Origin of the sequence: Burkholderia sp. BCC0419, assembly GCF_902830285.1 — a bacterium.
Taxonomy (GTDB): Bacteria; Pseudomonadota; Gammaproteobacteria; order Burkholderiales; family Burkholderiaceae; genus Burkholderia.
In genome coordinates this window covers 1-16,483 of record NZ_CADESR010000004.1, presented here as the reverse complement: position 1 = coordinate 16,483, position 16,483 = coordinate 1, and the positions used below count along the sequence as shown (strand labels likewise).

General features: G+C 65.0%; 13 protein-coding genes and 2 pseudogenes. 10 read left to right on the top strand and 5 right to left on the bottom strand.

The window, feature by feature from the left end:
* Positions 1 to 68 precede the first annotated feature (68 nt).
* The gene (clpA, locus tag HWW87_RS21955) at positions 69 to 2,369 is read right to left on the bottom strand and encodes an ATP-dependent Clp protease ATP-binding subunit ClpA (RefSeq protein ID WP_174390886.1); all 2,301 of its coding nucleotides are present in this window, start codon (positions 2,367 to 2,369) and stop codon (positions 69 to 71) included.
* A complete protein-coding gene (clpS, locus tag HWW87_RS21950) occupies positions 2,366 to 2,680 on the bottom strand; it encodes an ATP-dependent Clp protease adapter ClpS (protein ID WP_006398529.1) in 315 nt (104 codons plus the stop codon). The genes clpA and clpS overlap by 4 nt, the downstream gene beginning before the upstream one ends.
* A 289-nt stretch (positions 2,681 to 2,969) precedes the next feature.
* Here clpS and HWW87_RS21945 point away from each other — a divergent pair, with 289 nt between their 5' ends.
* Positions 2,970 to 3,137, top strand: coding sequence for a hypothetical protein (locus HWW87_RS21945; RefSeq protein ID WP_174432481.1), 168 nt, complete (start codon positions 2,970 to 2,972; stop codon positions 3,135 to 3,137).
* 88 nt (positions 3,138 to 3,225) lie between these two features.
* Positions 3,226 to 3,429 (top strand): cold-shock protein, encoded by a 204-nt coding sequence (locus HWW87_RS21940; RefSeq protein ID WP_006478030.1) that lies wholly within the window; start codon positions 3,226 to 3,228, stop codon positions 3,427 to 3,429.
* A 181-nt stretch (positions 3,430 to 3,610) separates the two neighbouring features.
* Here the strand turns inward: HWW87_RS21940 and HWW87_RS21935 are convergent, their stop codons facing one another.
* Positions 3,611 to 5,218, bottom strand: a complete 1,608-nt coding sequence (locus HWW87_RS21935) for a multicopper oxidase family protein (protein ID WP_175822132.1) — start codon at positions 5,216 to 5,218, stop codon at positions 3,611 to 3,613.
* Between the two features lie 143 nt (positions 5,219 to 5,361).
* Between HWW87_RS21935 and HWW87_RS21930 the strand changes: the two genes are divergently transcribed.
* Positions 5,362 to 5,589 carry a hypothetical protein gene (locus HWW87_RS21930; protein WP_175822131.1) on the top strand — a complete coding sequence of 76 codons (228 nt, stop codon included), beginning with the start codon at positions 5,362 to 5,364 and terminating at the stop codon, positions 5,587 to 5,589.
* A 214-nt stretch (positions 5,590 to 5,803) separates the two neighbouring features.
* Positions 5,804 to 6,028, top strand: coding sequence for a hypothetical protein (locus tag HWW87_RS21925; RefSeq protein WP_006478028.1), 225 nt, complete (start codon positions 5,804 to 5,806; stop codon positions 6,026 to 6,028).
* A 123-nt stretch (positions 6,029 to 6,151) separates the two neighbouring features.
* Here HWW87_RS21925 and HWW87_RS21920 read toward each other — a convergent pair whose 3' ends face one another.
* Both HWW87_RS21920 and icd read right to left on the bottom strand, forming a co-directional pair.
* Positions 6,152 to 8,380 (bottom strand): NADP-dependent isocitrate dehydrogenase, encoded by a 2,229-nt coding sequence (locus HWW87_RS21920; protein WP_175822130.1) that lies wholly within the window; start codon positions 8,378 to 8,380, stop codon positions 6,152 to 6,154.
* Between the two features lie 283 nt (positions 8,381 to 8,663).
* Entirely contained in the window at positions 8,664 to 9,920 is a 1,257-nt protein-coding gene (icd, locus tag HWW87_RS21915) for an NADP-dependent isocitrate dehydrogenase (RefSeq protein WP_174390882.1), read from the bottom strand.
* A gap of 277 nt (positions 9,921 to 10,197) precedes the next feature.
* Here icd and HWW87_RS21910 point away from each other — a divergent pair, with 277 nt between their 5' ends.
* The 6 genes and pseudogenes from HWW87_RS21910 to HWW87_RS37230 all read left to right on the top strand — a co-directional run.
* Positions 10,198 to 10,776 (top strand): pseudouridine synthase, encoded by a 579-nt coding sequence (locus HWW87_RS21910; RefSeq protein ID WP_006490892.1) that lies wholly within the window; start codon positions 10,198 to 10,200, stop codon positions 10,774 to 10,776.
* 282 nt (positions 10,777 to 11,058) lie between these two features.
* Positions 11,059 to 11,274: a hypothetical protein gene (locus tag HWW87_RS21905; RefSeq protein WP_175822129.1), complete on the top strand. Its 216-nt coding sequence runs from the start codon at positions 11,059 to 11,061 to the stop codon at positions 11,272 to 11,274.
* Between the two features lie 160 nt (positions 11,275 to 11,434).
* Positions 11,435 to 11,914: pseudogene (locus tag HWW87_RS21900) on the top strand (DUF192 domain-containing protein); the annotation flags it as partial.
* Between the two features lie 257 nt (positions 11,915 to 12,171).
* The gene (gene fusA, locus HWW87_RS21895; protein WP_175822128.1) at positions 12,172 to 14,283 is read left to right on the top strand and encodes an elongation factor G; all 2,112 of its coding nucleotides are present in this window, start codon (positions 12,172 to 12,174) and stop codon (positions 14,281 to 14,283) included.
* A gap of 163 nt (positions 14,284 to 14,446) precedes the next feature.
* Positions 14,447 to 15,457, top strand: a complete 1,011-nt coding sequence (locus HWW87_RS21890; protein ID WP_175822127.1) for a HoxN/HupN/NixA family nickel/cobalt transporter — start codon at positions 14,447 to 14,449, stop codon at positions 15,455 to 15,457.
* Positions 15,458 to 15,749: 292 nt separating this feature from the next.
* Positions 15,750 to 16,483: pseudogene (locus HWW87_RS37230) on the top strand (hypothetical protein); the annotation flags it as partial.

Sequence of the window (16,483 nt, the reverse complement as noted above, 5' to 3'; positions counted from 1 at the left end):
CGGCGCCGGATAAAACGAAACGGCGCGGAGAACTTCCCGCGCCGTTCGCATGAACCACGAATTATCGCTTACTCGACTTCGACCGTCTCTTCGTTCGGCTTGTGCGGCGGGTTCGCCAGCTTGTCGAACGACAACTGCACCTTGTCGCTTTCGTCAACGTCGACCGTCACGTGGCCGCCGTTCAGCAGCTTGCCGAACAGCAGTTCGTCGGCCAGCGCACGGCGGATCGTGTCCTGGATCAGCCGCTGCATCGGCCGCGCACCCATCAGCGGGTCGAAGCCGTGCTTCGCGAGATGCTTGCGCAACGCGTCGGTGAAGAGCGCGTCGACCTTCTTCTCGTGCAACTGTTCCTCGAGCTGGATCAGGAACTTGTCGACCACGCGCATGATGATTTCCTCATCGAGCGAGCGGAAGCTGATGATCGCATCCAGACGGTTGCGGAACTCCGGCGTGAACAGGCGCTTGATGTCGGTCATCTCGTCGCCGGTTTCGCGGCGCGTCGTGAAGCCGATCGTCGCCTTCTGCATCGACTCGGCGCCCGCGTTCGTCGTCATGATGATGATGACGTTGCGGAAATCCGCCTTGCGGCCGTTGTTGTCCGTCAGCGTGCCGTGGTCCATCACCTGCAGCAGCACGTTGAAGATGTCCGGATGCGCCTTCTCGATTTCGTCGAGCAGCAGCACGCAATGCGGCTTCTTCGTGACGGCTTCGGTCAAGAGGCCGCCCTGGTCGAACCCGACGTAGCCCGGCGGCGCGCCGATCAGCCGGCTCACCGCGTGACGCTCCATGTATTCCGACATGTCGAAGCGGATCAGCTCGATGCCGAGCGTGAACGCGAGCTGGCGCGCCACTTCGGTCTTGCCGACGCCCGTCGGGCCGGAGAACAGGAACGCGCCTATCGGCTTGTCCATCTTGCCGAGGCCCGCGCGCGCCATCTTGATCGAGGCCGCGAGCGCGTCGATCGCGGGATCCTGGCCGAATACGACGCTCTTCAGGTCGCGATCGAGCGTCTGCAGCTTGCTGCGATCGTCCTGCGACACGCTTTGCGCCGGCACGCGTGCGATCTTCGAGATGATTTCCTCGATCTCGCCCTTGCCGATCGTCTTCTTCTGCTTCGACTTCGGCAGGATGCGCTGCGCGGCGCCCGCCTCGTCGATCACGTCGATCGCCTTGTCCGGCAGGTGCCGGTCGGTGATGAAGCGCGCCGACAGCTCGGCCGCGGCCGACAGCGCGCCCGACGAATACTTGACGCCGTGGTGCTCCTCGAAGCGCGACTTCAGCCCGCGCAGGATCGCGACCGTCTGCTCGACGCTCGGCTCCGTCACGTCGACCTTCTGGAAGCGCCGCGACAGCGCCGCATCCTTCTCGAAGATGCCGCGATATTCGGTGAACGTGGTCGCGCCGATGCACTTGAGCGTGCCCGACGACAGCGCCGGCTTCAGCAGGTTCGACGCATCGAGCGTGCCGCCCGACGCGGCGCCCGCGCCGATCAGCGTATGGATTTCGTCGATGAACAGGATCGCGTGCGGGCGCTCCTTGAGTTCCTTCAGCACCGTCTTCAGACGCTGCTCGAAATCGCCGCGATACTTGGTGCCTGCCAGCAGCGCGCCCATGTCGAGCGAGTACACCTGCGCGTTCGCGAGGATGTCCGGCACTTCGCCGCGCGTGATCCGATACGCGAGCCCTTCCGCGATCGCGGTCTTGCCGACGCCGGCTTCGCCGACGAGCAGCGGGTTGTTCTTGCGCCGGCGGCACAGCACCTGCACGACGCGCTCGACCTCGGGCTCGCGACCGATCAGCGGATCGATGCGGCCGTCCTTCGCCATCTGGTTCAGGTTCTGCGTGAACTGCGCGAGCGGCGTTTCCTTCTGCGCATTCGCGTCTTCGCTTTCCGCGTTTGCGTCGGTCGACTTCGCGGCTTCGCCGCCGTTCGTCTTCGCGATGCCGTGCGAAATGAAGTTCACCACGTCGAGGCGCGTGACGCCCTGCTGCTGCAGGTAGTACACGGCGTGCGAATCCTTCTCGCCGAAGATCGCGACCAGCACGTTCGCGCCGGTCACTTCCTTCTTGCCGTTCGACGTCGACTGGACGTGCATGATCGCGCGCTGGATCACGCGCTGGAAACCGAGCGTCGGCTGGGTATCGACGTCGTCGGTGCCCGGGACGGTCGGTGTGTTGTCGTGGATGAAATTGCGCAGGTTCTGACGCAGGTCCTCGATGTTTGCCGCGCACGCGCGCAACACCTCGGCCGCCGTCGGATTATCCAGCAGGGCCAGCAGCAGATGCTCGACCGTAATGAACTCATGGCGCGCCTGGCGTGCTTCCATGAACGCCATGTGCAGGCTGACTTCCAATTCCTGGGCAATCATGCTTCCTCCATCACGCACTGCAGCGGATGCCCTGCCTGCCGCGCATGGGTAACGACTTGCTCAACCTTGGTCGACGCGATGTCCCGCGTATAGACCCCACATACCCCTCGCCCTTCGCGATGGACCTTCAGCATGATCTGCGTGGCCGTCTCGCGATCCTTCTTGAAATACTCCTGGACCACCATCACGACGAACTCCATCGGCGTGAAGTCGTCGTTCAGCAGCACCACCTTGTACATCGAAGGCGGCTTGAGCTTCTGCTGCTTGCGTTCCAGGACGGTACTGTCCTGCTTGTCCGGGATAATCGCCATACACCCATTCTAAACAACTCGGACAGGCCCGCAATCCTGCCATTACCCGACCGACCGGCCGGCGCCCTCCCCGGTATCCCGGAACACGCGATCGTCCTCGCGCCATGCGAAAGCCGGCTGCGGTGCCGGCTTTCACGCATGGCGCGGAACACGAACCGTCAGGGGGAATCGCACCGGAACGTCGTGTCCGCATCCAGTATCCCACAAGCCGGGACGACTCGAACGCGTGTCACTCGAGCCTGGTATATGAGCCGATTATGCGGCTTTTCAAGCCCCCGCGCTTGGCCACATGCTGCAAAGCAAAGCCGGAAAAACCCTGAAAATGGGTTCTTTACAACGACCCTCTAAACGTCGAAAAATTCCACTTGACACTCCAATAAAGAGCGCCAACAATCAAGCTGGCACTTTTTTCAATTTGCCGATTGGCGAAACGAAAGAGGCCGAGGTGAGCTTGTGAGGGGGGAACGACTGTATTTTCAGTCGTTTAGCTTTTCGAGCGTGCTCGTGGTAAGTAGCAGCGACTGTGTGACAGGGGAAGTAGGAAAATGGCAACTGGTATCGTTAAGTGGTTCAACGACGCGAAGGGCTTCGGTTTCATCACTCCCGACGAGGGCGGTGAGGATCTGTTTGCGCACTTCTCGGCTATCACCATGAATGGCTTCAAGACGCTGAAGGAAGGCCAGAAGGTGAGCTTTGACGTCGTTCAAGGACCGAAGGGCAAGCAAGCGTCGAACATCCAGGCCGCATAAAGGCATCGGATATCGGACGAAGAAACCCGGCGCACAGCGCCGGGTTTCTTTTTTTGAGGCCGGCCAATCGATAATCGATTGGCCGGCCTTTTCGTTCAATCCCGATAATTGAACACGCATTGTCTCGTCGCGCATGCAGATCGGATAACGAATCCGCATGTGAAACACATTCTCGGCTTCGTTACACGACCTTCAGCGTACCCATCATGCCGAGATCCTCGTGTTCGAGAATGTGGCAGTGAAACATGCGCTCACCGGGCATGTCTTGCGTGACGAGAATCGACACGGTTTCACCGCTGCGCACGTTCACGGTATCGCGCCACGCGCGGAACGGTTCGCTCGTGCGCGAACCGGCCGACGCCCGCTCGATCACCTGGAACTGCGTGCCGTGCAGATGGAACGGGTGGTCCATGTCCGTCGAATTGCGGATCTCCCAGCGCTCGACGTCGCCGCGGCGGCTCGTCAGCGTCGCGCGGTGCGGCGCGTAGGTGTCGCCGTTGATCGTGAAGCGCATGCCCGCCGGGCGGCCGTGCGCCGCGCCCTTCATCATCGCGTCCATGTCCATTTCCTCGCCGAACGCGACCGTCTTGTGCGCCACCGGTTCGCCCAGCGGCGGCACCGCGCGCAGCGTGGCAGGCAGTGCACGGGCCCCGGCGGGCGCAAACGCGACATCGGCCAGCGCCAGCGCCGGATCGGGCGGCAGGCTGCCGTGGCCGTCGTCGTGCGACATCGCCATCTTGCGGCGGTCGTACTCGGCCGCCTGCAGCACCGCGCGCGACGCACGGTCGCCGGCGCGCACCAGCAACTCCGCGCGCTCGCCCGGCGCAATCAGCAACGACGTCACGCGCCGCGGCGCGTCGAACAACCCGCCGTCGGTACCCGCGTGCTCGAACGCGCGGCCGTCATCGAACGCGATGCGCAGGTAACGTGCGCTGCACGCGTTCCAGACACGCCAGCGTTCGTCGCCCGCGACGTCGATGCGCGGCCGGCGCGCGCCGTTGACCAGCACGAATTGACCTTCACGGCCGTTCATCCAGTCCATCATGTCGTTCCGCGCAATCGTGCCGTCGCGCGCAAGCTTCAGGTCCGACACGAACAGGTGGCGCTCGGTCCAGCCGGCAAGCGGATCGTCCGCTGCGCGCACGACGAACGGGCCGGCCAGCCCGCGGAACACCTGCTCGGCGGTCATCATGTGCGGATGCGGGTGGTACCAGTAAGTGCCGGCGCTGCCCTTCGGCAGCGTGAAGCGATACACGCGCGACGCGCCGGGCGCGACGGGATCGGACGGGTTGCCGTCCTGGTCGGGCGGCACGGGCAGGCCGTGCCAGTGGATCGTCGACGGCTGCGGCAGCTTGTTCACGAACCGGATCTCGACCGTATCGCCCTCGCGCACGTCGATCAGCGGGCCGACAACCGGCCCCTGCGTGCCCGCGCCGAACTGCCAGAACGTCGTCGGCTTCGCACCGCGCAGCAGCGGTCGCGCCACCGGTTGAGCAACCAGCGTGGCCCGGAACGTACCGGGCTCACGGCTTTCGTTGGCCAGCGTGCGCAACGTCGCGAGCGGCGCGCCGGCCGGCAGCGCGTCGGCGGCCGCGAGCGCGGCCGGCGCGGGCGTGCCGTGCTGCGCGTGCGCCGCCATCCCTGACATACCCGACATGCCCGGCATGTCGTCCATCGAATCCATGCCGGCCATGCCCGCGTGACCGGCATGCTGCGCCCACGCAGTGCGCGCGAACAGCGACGCGGCCGCGACGCCGATGGCGCGCGACAGGAAGGTTCTCCGTCTCATCAATCGATCCTCGTTATTCATGCGGCGCCGCGCGACAGCCGCGGCGGTCGCGTCATCATAACCGCAGGGCCCGATCGAAAAACGCTGCCTGACGGGCGGCGATACGCCGCAGCAAGCGGCGCTACCGCGCCGGATTCAGCGCCATGACCGGCATCGCCGAGCGGCGCTTCGGCAGCGACTGCCGTTCACCTATCGCCCCTTTGCGCCTTCCGCTCGTCCCTCGCGTTCGCACCTGTTGCATCGATGATCCGCCAATCCGCCAATTTTTCACGATGCGGAACAAGTCACTGCGTTATAAAAATTCGTGGTGCAGGGCACAAATTTCCCGTTTCGCGATGCCGAAAAACGTTCCGCAATACAAAACGCATTAAATAATTATTTGTTTTTAAAAGAGAATTTTTGTTTCGAGAAGCCGTTCTACATGCACCATGCGAGCAGGTCGCGGACGTAGACTTTGTTCCATGCACTGACGCTTCGCCACGGCGTTCGATACGGAACCCGGCGCAAGCAGCCAGTCGGGCCACAGCCGGCCGAGCCGGCAGGCGGCACAACAGAATCGCTCGTGATCAGAAAGGGAGAACGGAAATGAAGGGATTTCGCTTTGGTTCAGCGCTCGGGTCGTTCTACATCCTGCCGGCAAACGGCGGCTGGGAAGCGACGTTCGGCAACGCTTCGCTCGGCGCGTTCTCGTGCCCGGAAGTGGCAGCCGACCGCATCTCCCGCGGCGACTGCGCGCAACCGTCCGAACTGGACACGGCGACGCTCGAAGTGCCGGACGAAATCGCCGAATGGGAAATCGTTCACGTCTGAATGGCAAGCCTGCAACGACAAACGCCCCGGGCGACCGGGGCGTTTTTCTTGTGTGCCGGGCGGCGAACCGTTCAATCCGCCGCGCCGGCACATGCATCGGCTCGCGCGATTGCGCGGCCGGCGTCAGGCGACCGCGTCAACGATGCCGTTCAGCGTCGCGCTCGGGCGCATTGCCTGGCTCGTCAGGTCGACGTTCGGACGGTAGTAGCCGCCGATCGCCTGCGGCTTGCCTTGCGCGGCCGCCAGTTCTTCCAGGATGCGCGCTTCGCTGTCGGACAGCGCCTTCGCCACGCCTTCGAACTGCGCCTTCAGCGCGGCGTCCTCGGTCTGCTCGGCCAGCGCCTGCGCCCAGTACAGGCACAGGTAGAAGTGGCTGCCGCGGTTGTCGAGGCCGCCGACCTTGCGCGCCGGCGACTTGTTCTCGTCCAGGAACTTGCCGGTCGCCTGGTCGAGCGTCTTCGCGAGCACGAGCGCCTTCGGGTTCTGGTACGCGTTGCCGAGATGTTCGAGCGACGCGGCCAGCGCGAGGAATTCGCCGAGCGAATCCCAGCGCAGGAAGCCTTCCTCGACGAACTGCTGCACGTGCTTCGGTGCCGAGCCGCCCGCCCCCGTTTCGAACATCCCGCCGCCGGCCATCAGCGGCACGATCGACAGCATCTTCGCGCTGGTGCCGAGTTCCATGATCGGGAACAGGTCGGTCAGGTAGTCGCGCAGCACGTTGCCGGTGACCGAGATCGTGTCCTTGCCCGCGCGGATGCGCTCGAGCGAGAAACGCGTGGCTTCGACCGGCGTCATGATGCGGATGTCGAGGCCGTTCGTGTCGTGATCCTTCAGGTAGCGTTCGACCTTCGCGATGATCTGCGCATCGTGCGCGCGCGCCGGATCGAGCCAGAACACGGCCGGGGCGCCGGTCGCGCGGGCGCGGTTGACCGCGAGCTTGACCCAGTCCTGCACCGGTGCGTCCTTCGTCTGGCACATGCGCCAGATGTCACCCGACTCGACCGCGTGCTCGAGCAGCACGTTGCCGGCTTCGTCGATGACGCGCACGACGCCGTCCGCCGGGATCTGGAACGTCTTGTCGTGCGAACCGTATTCCTCGGCCGCCTGCGCCATCAGGCCGACGTTCGGCACGCTGCCCATCGTGACCGGATCGAACGCGCCGTGCTGCTTGCAGTCCTCGATCACGGCCTGGTAGACGCCCGCGTAGCAGCGGTCCGGAATCACGGCCTTCGCGTCGTACAGTTGACCGTCCGGGCCCCACATGCCGCCCGAATCGCGGATCATCGCCGGCATCGACGCGTCGACGATCACGTCGCTCGGCACGTGCAGGTTCGTGATGCCCTTGTCCGAGTTGACCATCGCGAGGCGCGGGCGCACTGCGTATTCGGCCTTGACGTCGGCTTCGATCGCTTCGCGCGTGTCGGCCGGCAGGTCCTTCAGGCGCGCGTACAGGTCGCCGATCCCGTTGTTCGGGTTGAAGCCGGCCTTCGCCAGCACGTCCGCGTGCTTCGCGAGCGCGTCGCGGTAGAACACCGACACGAAGTGACCGAACAGGATCGGGTCCGAGACCTTCATCATGGTCGCCTTCAGGTGCACCGAGAACAGCACGTCCTGCGCCTTCGCGTCGGCGATCTGCGCTTCGATGAAGCTGCGCAGCGCGTTGCGGCTCATCACCGATGCGTCGATCACTTCACCGGCCTTCACGGCGGTCTTTTCCTTCAGCACCTTCTTCGCGCCGTCGGTCGTCGTGAGTTCGATCTTCACGCTGCCGGCCTCGGCGATCAGCGCCGACTTCTCGCTGCCGTAGAAGTCGCCTTCGGTCATGTGCGCGACGTGGGACTTCGACGTGGACTTCCATGCGCCCATCTTGTGCGGATGCTTGCGTGCGTAGTTCTTGACCGACAGCGGCGCGCGGCGGTCGGAGTTGCCTTCGCGCAGCACCGGGTTCACCGCGCTGCCCTTGATCTTGTCGTAACGCGCCTTGACGGCCTTCTCTTCGTCCGTCGACGGATCTTCCGGATAGGCCGGCAGTGCGTAGCCCTGCGCCTGCAGTTCGGCGATCGCGGCCTTCAGCTGCGGCACCGATGCGCTGATGTTCGGCAGCTTGATGATGTTCGCTTCCGGCTTCAGCGTGAGCTGGCCCAGCTCGGCCAGATCGTCGGAACCCTTCTGCTCCGACGGCAGGACGTCTGCGAAGGCCGCGATGATGCGGCCGGCGAGCGAGATGTCGCGCGTTTCGACGGCGACGCCGGACGAACGCGTGAAGGCCTTGACGATCGGCAGCAGCGAATAGGTCGCGAGCGCCGGCGCTTCGTCGGTGAGGGTGTAGATGATCTTGGGCGAAGTGGACATGGTGGTCAAAGCATTGCTACGTGATTGTTGAACTGAGGAGCGCCGGCGGTAACCGGCGGGGAGCGACCGGGTCGGTCGCGAAAGGGGCGCGCCGGCTCAGCCGGGCGGTGGTGTTGCGAGGGCCGTCATGTTCTACCTTGCAGGGCTTCCGGGCCGCATCGCGGCGCCGCGGCCCGCATGCCGGACCGCCCTGCCAACAAAACCTGCCATCCACGAAACGCTCCGGCGCCGGCAGTCAGCGCCGGGGCGGCCGGCAACGCGCCGGCCCACCCCGGAAGGGGTCTTACATGTTCTCGATCAGCACTTCGCCGAAGCCGGAGCACGACACCTGCGTCGCGCCTTCCATCAGGCGCGCGAAGTCGTACGTGACGCGCTTCTGCAGGATCGACTTCTCCATCGCGGCGATGATCGTATCGGCTGCTTCCGTCCAGCCGAGGTGGCGCAGCATCATTTCCGCCGACAGGATCTCGGAACCCGGGTTCACGTAATCCTTGCCTGCGTACTTCGGCGCCGTGCCGTGCGTCGCCTCGAACATCGCGACCGAATCCGACAGGTTCGCGCCCGGCGCGATCCCGATGCCGCCGACCTGCGCGGCCAGTGCGTCGGAGATGTAGTCGCCGTTCAGGTTCAGCGTCGCGATCACGTCGTATTCGGCCGGGCGCAGCAGGATCTGCTGCAGGAACGCGTCGGCGATCGAATCCTTGATCACGATCTCGTTGCCCGTCCTCGGGTTCTTCACGCGCATCCACGGGCCGCCGTCGATCAGTTCGCCGCCGAATTCCTTCTGCGCGAGCGCGTAGCCGGCGTCACGGAACAGGCCTTCCGTGAACTTCATGATGTTGCCCTTGTGCACCAGCGTGACCGACTTGCGATCGTTGTCGATCGCATACTGGATCGCCTTGCGCACGAGGCGCTCGGTGCCTTCGGTCGACACGGGCTTGACGCCGATCCCCGAGGTTTCCGGGAAGCGGATCTTCTTCACGCCCATCTCGTCCTGCAGGAACTTGATGACCTTCTTCGCCTGCTCGGAGCCCGCGGCCCATTCGATGCCCGCGTAGATGTCTTCCGAGTTCTCGCGGAAGATCACCATGTCGATCTTCTGCGGCTCGCGCACCGGCGACGGCACGCCCTTGAAGTACTGGACCGGGCGCAGGCACACGTACAGGTCGAGCTCCTGGCGCAGCGCGACGTTCAGCGAACGGATGCCGCCGCCGACCGGGGTCGTGAGCGGCCCCTTGATCGACACCACGTATTCCTTCAGCACCTGCAGCGTTTCGTCCGGCAGCCACACGTCCGGACCGTACACCTTGGTCGCCTTCTCGCCCGCGAAAATCTCCATCCAGTGGATTTTGCGCTGGCCCTTGTAGGCATGCGCGACCGCCGCGTCGACGACCTTGATCATGACCGGCGTGATATCGAAGCCCGTACCGTCGCCTTCGATATAGGGAATGATCGGCTGATCGGAAACGTTGAGCGAGAAGTCCTTGTTGACGGTGATCTTGTCACCGCCCTCCGGAACCTTGATGTGCTGATACGGCATGATCGACTCCAGTGACGTGGCTGAGCAGGTGATGCTGGTCGAAGCTGCGCGCGCGGCGGGGGCGCGGCATGGCCACCCCGTGACGACAACAGCGAGCCGCTATTCTAGCGCCCCAACCGGGCACTTCGGCGCGAACCGCGGCACTGCGTATCAAGACCTCACTTATGTCTTATATAAGACAGAGGACTTGCCGTTCCGTATTATGCATTAAGATTCCGCCATTTGCCATAGACCGCCCGCCCCCGCTCCCTGCGGGGCGCCGGGCGGGCGCCCTGCCATGAACCTGATCGCCCTCAACAAGCCGTTCGGCACGATTTGCCAGTTTTCCGCGCACGAGACGCGGCCGTCGCTCGGCGACTGGGTAAAAACGCCCGGCGTGTACGCGGCCGGCCGGCTCGACGCGGACAGCGAGGGGCTGCTGCTGCTCACCGACGACGGCGCGCTGCAGGCCCGCATCGCGGAGCCGCGCCACAAGCTGGTGAAGCGCTACTGGGCGCAGGTCGACGGCGCGCCGGGGCCGGCCGACCTGAAGGCGCTCGCACGCGGCGTCGACCTCGGCGACTACGTGACGCGCCCGTGCCGCGCCGAATTCATCGAGCCGCCCGACACGCTGTGGCCGCGCAATCCGCCGATCCGCTACCGCGCCGCGATCCCGACCACGTGGATCGAGCTGGCGATCACCGAGGGCAAGAACCGGCAGGTGCGCCGGATGACGGCGGCCGTCGGCTTCCCGACGTTGCGCCTGGTGCGCGTCGGCATCGGTGCGCTCGACATATTCGCGCTCGGCATTGCACCAGGCGAAACGATCGCGCTGCCGCCGCGCGCGCCGTGGGACGGTTTCGCGCCCGCCGGATGACGAATCGGGGACGCGCGCATTTTTCGTCATCTTTTTCGTCAACCGGCTGCGGAGATCGCGCGTTAAACCACGCAGATGCCAACCTTAGCTATCCGGCATTGGCAGCCGAACCCCGTGTTTGCGTCACGAAAGCGACGTTTTATTCGAATACGATTCGGCGCCCGCAGCGCAAAGAGAAATTTCTCGAAGCGTCTGTCAACCGAAAGGTGGATGGCACCGTTAGACGACATGACTCCTATTGCCGGGTCATTTGGTTAATTAACTAAAGCTGAGGAACACAACATGAACAAACTGATCGCCGCTCTGGTCGCTGGTCTCTTCGCAACGGCAGCTTTCGCACAAGCTTCGGCTCCGGAAGCTGCTCCGGCACCGGCAGAAGCTGCTTCGGCACCGGCTAAGCACGCTGCCAAGAAGCACCACGCTGCCAAGAAGCACCACAAGGCATCGAAGAAGGCTGCAGCAAGCGACGCAGCAGCACCGGCAGCTGCTTCGAACTAAGTAAGCCAGCTGTAATAACGCAGTCAAGAACACGCAGTCCTGCCGTTCTTACGGCGTTGAAAGGCAGATCACCGCAAGGCGATCTGCCTTTTTCTTTTTTGTGCCCGCCGGCGCGCATCGCGTACCATGCGGGTCTCGTTTTCCAGACAGGAGCCATGCTGTGTCATTCTCCCTGCGCTCGTCGCTCGGCCGCCTTGCGCGCGCCGCCGTGTTTCCCGCCGCCCTCGCCGTCCTCGCGCTCGGCATGCAGGCTGCCGGCGCCCAAGTGCCGCCCGGCGCCAAGCAGCCGAGCGAGTTCCCGCGCGTGAAGCTGCGAGCCGGCATGTACGTGATCGACGCGGCCGTCGCCGCCAACGACGCCGACCGCGAACAGGGGCTGATGTACCGTTCGCAGCTCGCGCCGAACGAAGGCATGCTGTTCGTCTTCAACGAGAACGCCGTGCACTGCTTCTGGATGAAGAACACGCTGATTCCGCTGTCGATCGCGTTCATCCGCGCGGACGGCACGATCACCGACATCGACGAGATGCGCGCGGAAACCACCGACAACCACTGTCCGCGCAACAACGGCGTCTATGCGCTCGAAATGAGCAAGGGCTGGTTCGCCGCGAAGGGCATCAAGCCCGGCATGAAGCTCGAGGCCTGCCGCGGGCCCAGTAACGGCACCGGCCCGCGCGGCGGCGCCGCGCCGCGCACCGACCGAAAGCCGGCCGCCCGTTATTTCTTGTCGGGCGCCGGCTTTTTTTCGCCCGTCGGCGGCGACGCACGCCTTGATTCCGCCGGCGCAGGCCGCATCTGCAAAAGCCACGCGCAAGCGCTATGCTTGAAGTCTCGCTTGTTCCAACCCGGGTCGGCCCCAGCCGCCCCGCTTACGATCCGAACCACCAGGAGGTTCACGTGCCCCGCAAAACCCCCATCGAGCGCTATCGAAATATCGGGATCAGCGCTCACATCGATGCCGGCAAGACCACGACGACCGAGCGCATCCTGTTTTACACCGGCGTGAGCCACAAGATCGGTGAAGTGCACGACGGCGCGGCCACGATGGACTGGATGGAGCAGGAGCAGGAACGCGGCATCACGATCACGTCGGCGGCGACCACGGCCTTCTGGAAAGGCATGGCCGGCAACTATCCGGAACACCGCATCAACATCATCGATACGCCCGGCCACGTCGACTTCACGATCGAAGTCGAGCGCTCGATGCGCGTGCTCGACGGCGCGTGCATGGTCTACGACTCGGTCGGCGGCGTGCAGCCGCAATCGGAAACCGTGTGGCGCCAGGCGAACAAGTACAAGGTGCCGCGCATCGCGTTCGTCAACAAGATGGACCGGATCGGCGCCGACTTCTTCCGCGTGCAGAAGCAGATCGGCGAGCGCCTGAAAGGCGTCGCCGTGCCGATCCAGATTCCGATCGGCGCGGAAGATCATTTCCAGGGCGTCGTCGATCTCGTGAAGATGAAGGCGATCGTGTGGGACGACGAAAGCCAGGGCGTGAAGTTCTCGTACGAGGACATCCCCGCGAATCTCGTCGAGCTCGCGCACGAATGGCGCGAGAAGATGGTCGAGGCCGCGGCCGAAGCGAGCGAGGAACTGCTCGACAAGTATCTGCACGACCATGAATCGCTGACCGAGGACGAGATCAAGGCCGCGCTGCGCAAGCGCACGATCGCGAACGAGATCGTGCCGATGCTGTGCGGCAGCGCGTTCAAGAACAAGGGCGTGCAGGCGATGCTCGACGCGGTGATCGACTACCTGCCGTCGCCGGTCGACGTGCCCGCGATCCTCGGCCACGACTTCGTCGATCCGGAAAAGCCGGCGGAACGTCATCCGAGCGACGACGAGCCGTTCTCGGCGCTCGCGTTCAAGATCATGACCGACCCGTTCGTCGGCCAGCTGATCTTCTTCCGCGTGTATTCGGGCGTCGTCGAGTCGGGCGACACGGTGCTCAACGCGACGAAGGACAAGAAGGAGCGGCTCGGCCGGATCCTGCAGATGCACGCGAACGAGCGCAAGGAAATCAAGGAAGTGCGCGCGGGCGACATCGCGGCGGCCGTCGGCCTGAAGGAAGCGACCACCGGCGACACGCTGTGCGATCCGGCGAAGCCGATCATCCTCGAGAAGATGGAATTCCCGGAGCCGGTGATCTCGCAGGCCGTCGAGCCGAAGACGAAGGCCGACCAGGAAAAGATGGGCCTCGCGCTGAACCGCCTCGCGCAGGAAGATCCGTCGTTCCGCGTGCAGACCGACGAAGAGTCCGGCCAGACGATCATTTCGGGGATGGGCGAGCTCCACCTCGAAATCCTGGTCGACCGGATGAAGCGCGAGTTCGGCGTCGAAGCGACGGTCGGCAAGCCGCAGGTCGCGTATCGCGAAACGGTGCGCACGACGGCCGCCGACGTCGAAGGCAAGTTCGTCAAGCAGTCGGGCGGTCGCGGCCAGTACGGCCATGCAGTGATCACGCTCGAGCCGAACCCGGGCAAGGGCTACGAGTTCCTCGACGAGATCAAGGGCGGCGTGATTCCGCGCGAGTTCATCCCGGCCGTCGACAAGGGCATCACCGAGACGCTGAAGAGCGGCGTGCTCGCGGGCTACCCGGTCGTCGACGTGAAGGTGCATCTGACGTTCGGTTCGTACCACGACGTCGACTCGAACGAAAACGCGTTCCGGATGGCCGGCTCGATGGCGTTCAAGGAAGCGATGCGCAAGGCGAAGCCGGTGCTGCTCGAACCGATGATGGCCGTCGAGGTCGAGACGCCCGAGGACTTCATGGGCAACGTGATGGGCGACCTGTCGAGCCGGCGCGGCATCGTGCAGGGGATGGAGGACATCGCGGGCGGCGGCGGCAAGCTGGTGCGCGCCGAGGTGCCGCTCGCGGAGATGTTCGGCTATTCGACGTCGCTGCGCTCGGCCACGCAGGGCCGTGCGACGTACTCGATGGAGTTCAAGCATTACGCGGAAACGCCGGCGAACGTGTCGGAAGCCGTGATCAACGCGAAGACGAAGTAAGCGCCGCTCGCCCGCGCCCTGTCGCTGGCACGCAAAGCCCGTCCGGTTCCGGACGGGTTTTTTTTCATCCGGCGCGCATCGCGTTCGAGGCTTGTTGATCGGCGCGCCGAGCTTTTTTTCGCGTGCCACAATGGATGGCGAATCGTCAGATGGAACCCGCCCGATGCCGCCCACTCCTGCCCTGCGCCGCCTGCTGACCCTCTATGCCGGCCTGATCGCCGCGAACGTCGCCGTCTGGCTGTGGGCGCTCGCGGTGCTGCGCGACCATCCGCTGCTGCTCGGCACCGCGGCGATCGCGTACGGGCTCGGGCTGCGTCATGCGGTCGACGCGGATCACATCGCCGCGATCGACGTCGCGACGCGCAAGCTGATGCAGGACGGCCAGCGTCCGGTGAGCGTCGGCCTGTTCTTCTCGCTCGGCCATTCGACGATCGTGATCGCCGCGACGCTCGGCATCGCGCTGACCGCGTTCGCGCTGCGCGACCGCTTCGATGCGTTCCGCGAGATCGGCGGCACGATCGGCACGGCGGTATCGGCCACCTTCCTGCTGGTGCTCGCGTGCGTGAACCTGATGATCCTGCGCGACGTGTGGCGACGCTATCGCGGCGCATCCGGGCACACGCACGACGGCGCGCATGATCATCGTCCCGCCGGACTCGTAGCGCGGTTGCTGCGCCCGCTGTTCCGGTTCGTGTCGAAGAGCTGGCACATGTATCCGGTCGGCGTGCTGTTCGGGCTCGGTTTCGATACTGCAACCGAAATCGGCCTGCTCGCGATCGCCGCCGCGCAGGCGAGCCAGGGGCTGCCGGTCTATACGATCATGCTGTTCCCCGCGCTTTTCACCGCCGGCATGACGCTGATCGACTCGACCGACAACGTCCTGATGATTCAGGCATACGGCTGGGCGATGGACGATCCGCAGCGCAAGCTGCTCTACAACGCGAGCATCACGTTCGTGTCGGCGGCCGTCGCGCTGGCGATCGGCGGGATCGAGGCAGCCGGCCTGCTGGCCGACAAGCTGTCGCTGACGGGCCCCGTGCGCGACACGCTCGATGCGCTCGGCGAACGCTTCGGCTCGATCGGCTACGGCATCGTCGCGCTGTTCCTCGTCTGCTGGATCGCGTCGATCCTGTTCCACCGCTGGCAACGCGCGACCGACGCGCCGGCGCGCTGAACGACGCTCCCGACGTTTCATTCCGGCAACAAAACGCTCCCCAACGACGTTGCATGCGTGATCGCGCGACGGCTCCCGCCTTTCGCCACGGTCCCGCGCGGCCGATGGCACGAATCTCGCAGATAGGGATTCGCACGGCGGGCCCGCGTGCCGATCCGCATTCGCGGCTGGCGTCAAGCGCCGGCCGCGAATGCCATCGGCCGACGATAGGACAACGAATCTTTTACGCCCCCCTGCACCACACGTAAATAGTCGCGCGGCAACGAGGCATCGCGCGCATGGGGAGGCCATGATGCATAAGACGAAACAACCGTTCCGCGCGGCGGGACGGCGCCCTCGTGCAACCTTGCTGGCCGCGGCCGCGTTTGCGTGCTGCTGCTCGTATGCCGTCGCACAGAACACGACACCTGACTCCGCGTCCGACGCGAACGCCAGCGCGGACACCATCATGACGCTGGTCGAGAACGCATCGCCGTGCGCCGCCGATCCGGCTGCGTGCGCGGTGCACGTTTATGCCGGCCGCGGCGTCGGGAATGGCGGTGCCGGCGCGAGCGGCAGCGGCAATGGGAACGGCGGTGGCAGCGGTAGTGGCAATGGCAGCGGGAACGGCAGCGGCGGCAACAATGGGAACGGCGCCGTCGGACCTGCCGGTGTCGGCGGAACGACAGGTGGAACGTCAGGCAGTACGAGCGGCACGGGCCGCGGAGGCAATGCGTCCGGCAACGGTGGTTCAGGTGGTGGCACTTCGGGTGGTGGTACCTCGGGTGGCGGTACCTCGGGTGGAGGTACTTCGGGTGGCGGTACTTCGGGTGGCGGTACTTCGGGTGGCGGCACCTCGGGTGGCGGCACCTCGGGTGGCGGTACTTCGGGTGGCGGTACTTCGGGTGGCGGTACCTCGGGTGGCGGCACTTCGGGTGGCGGCACTTCGGGTGGCGGCACCTCAGGTGGCGGTGGCCACGGTGGGGGTGGCGACGGTGACGGCGGCGGTCACGGTCATGGTGGCGGCCATGGCGATGGCGACGGTGA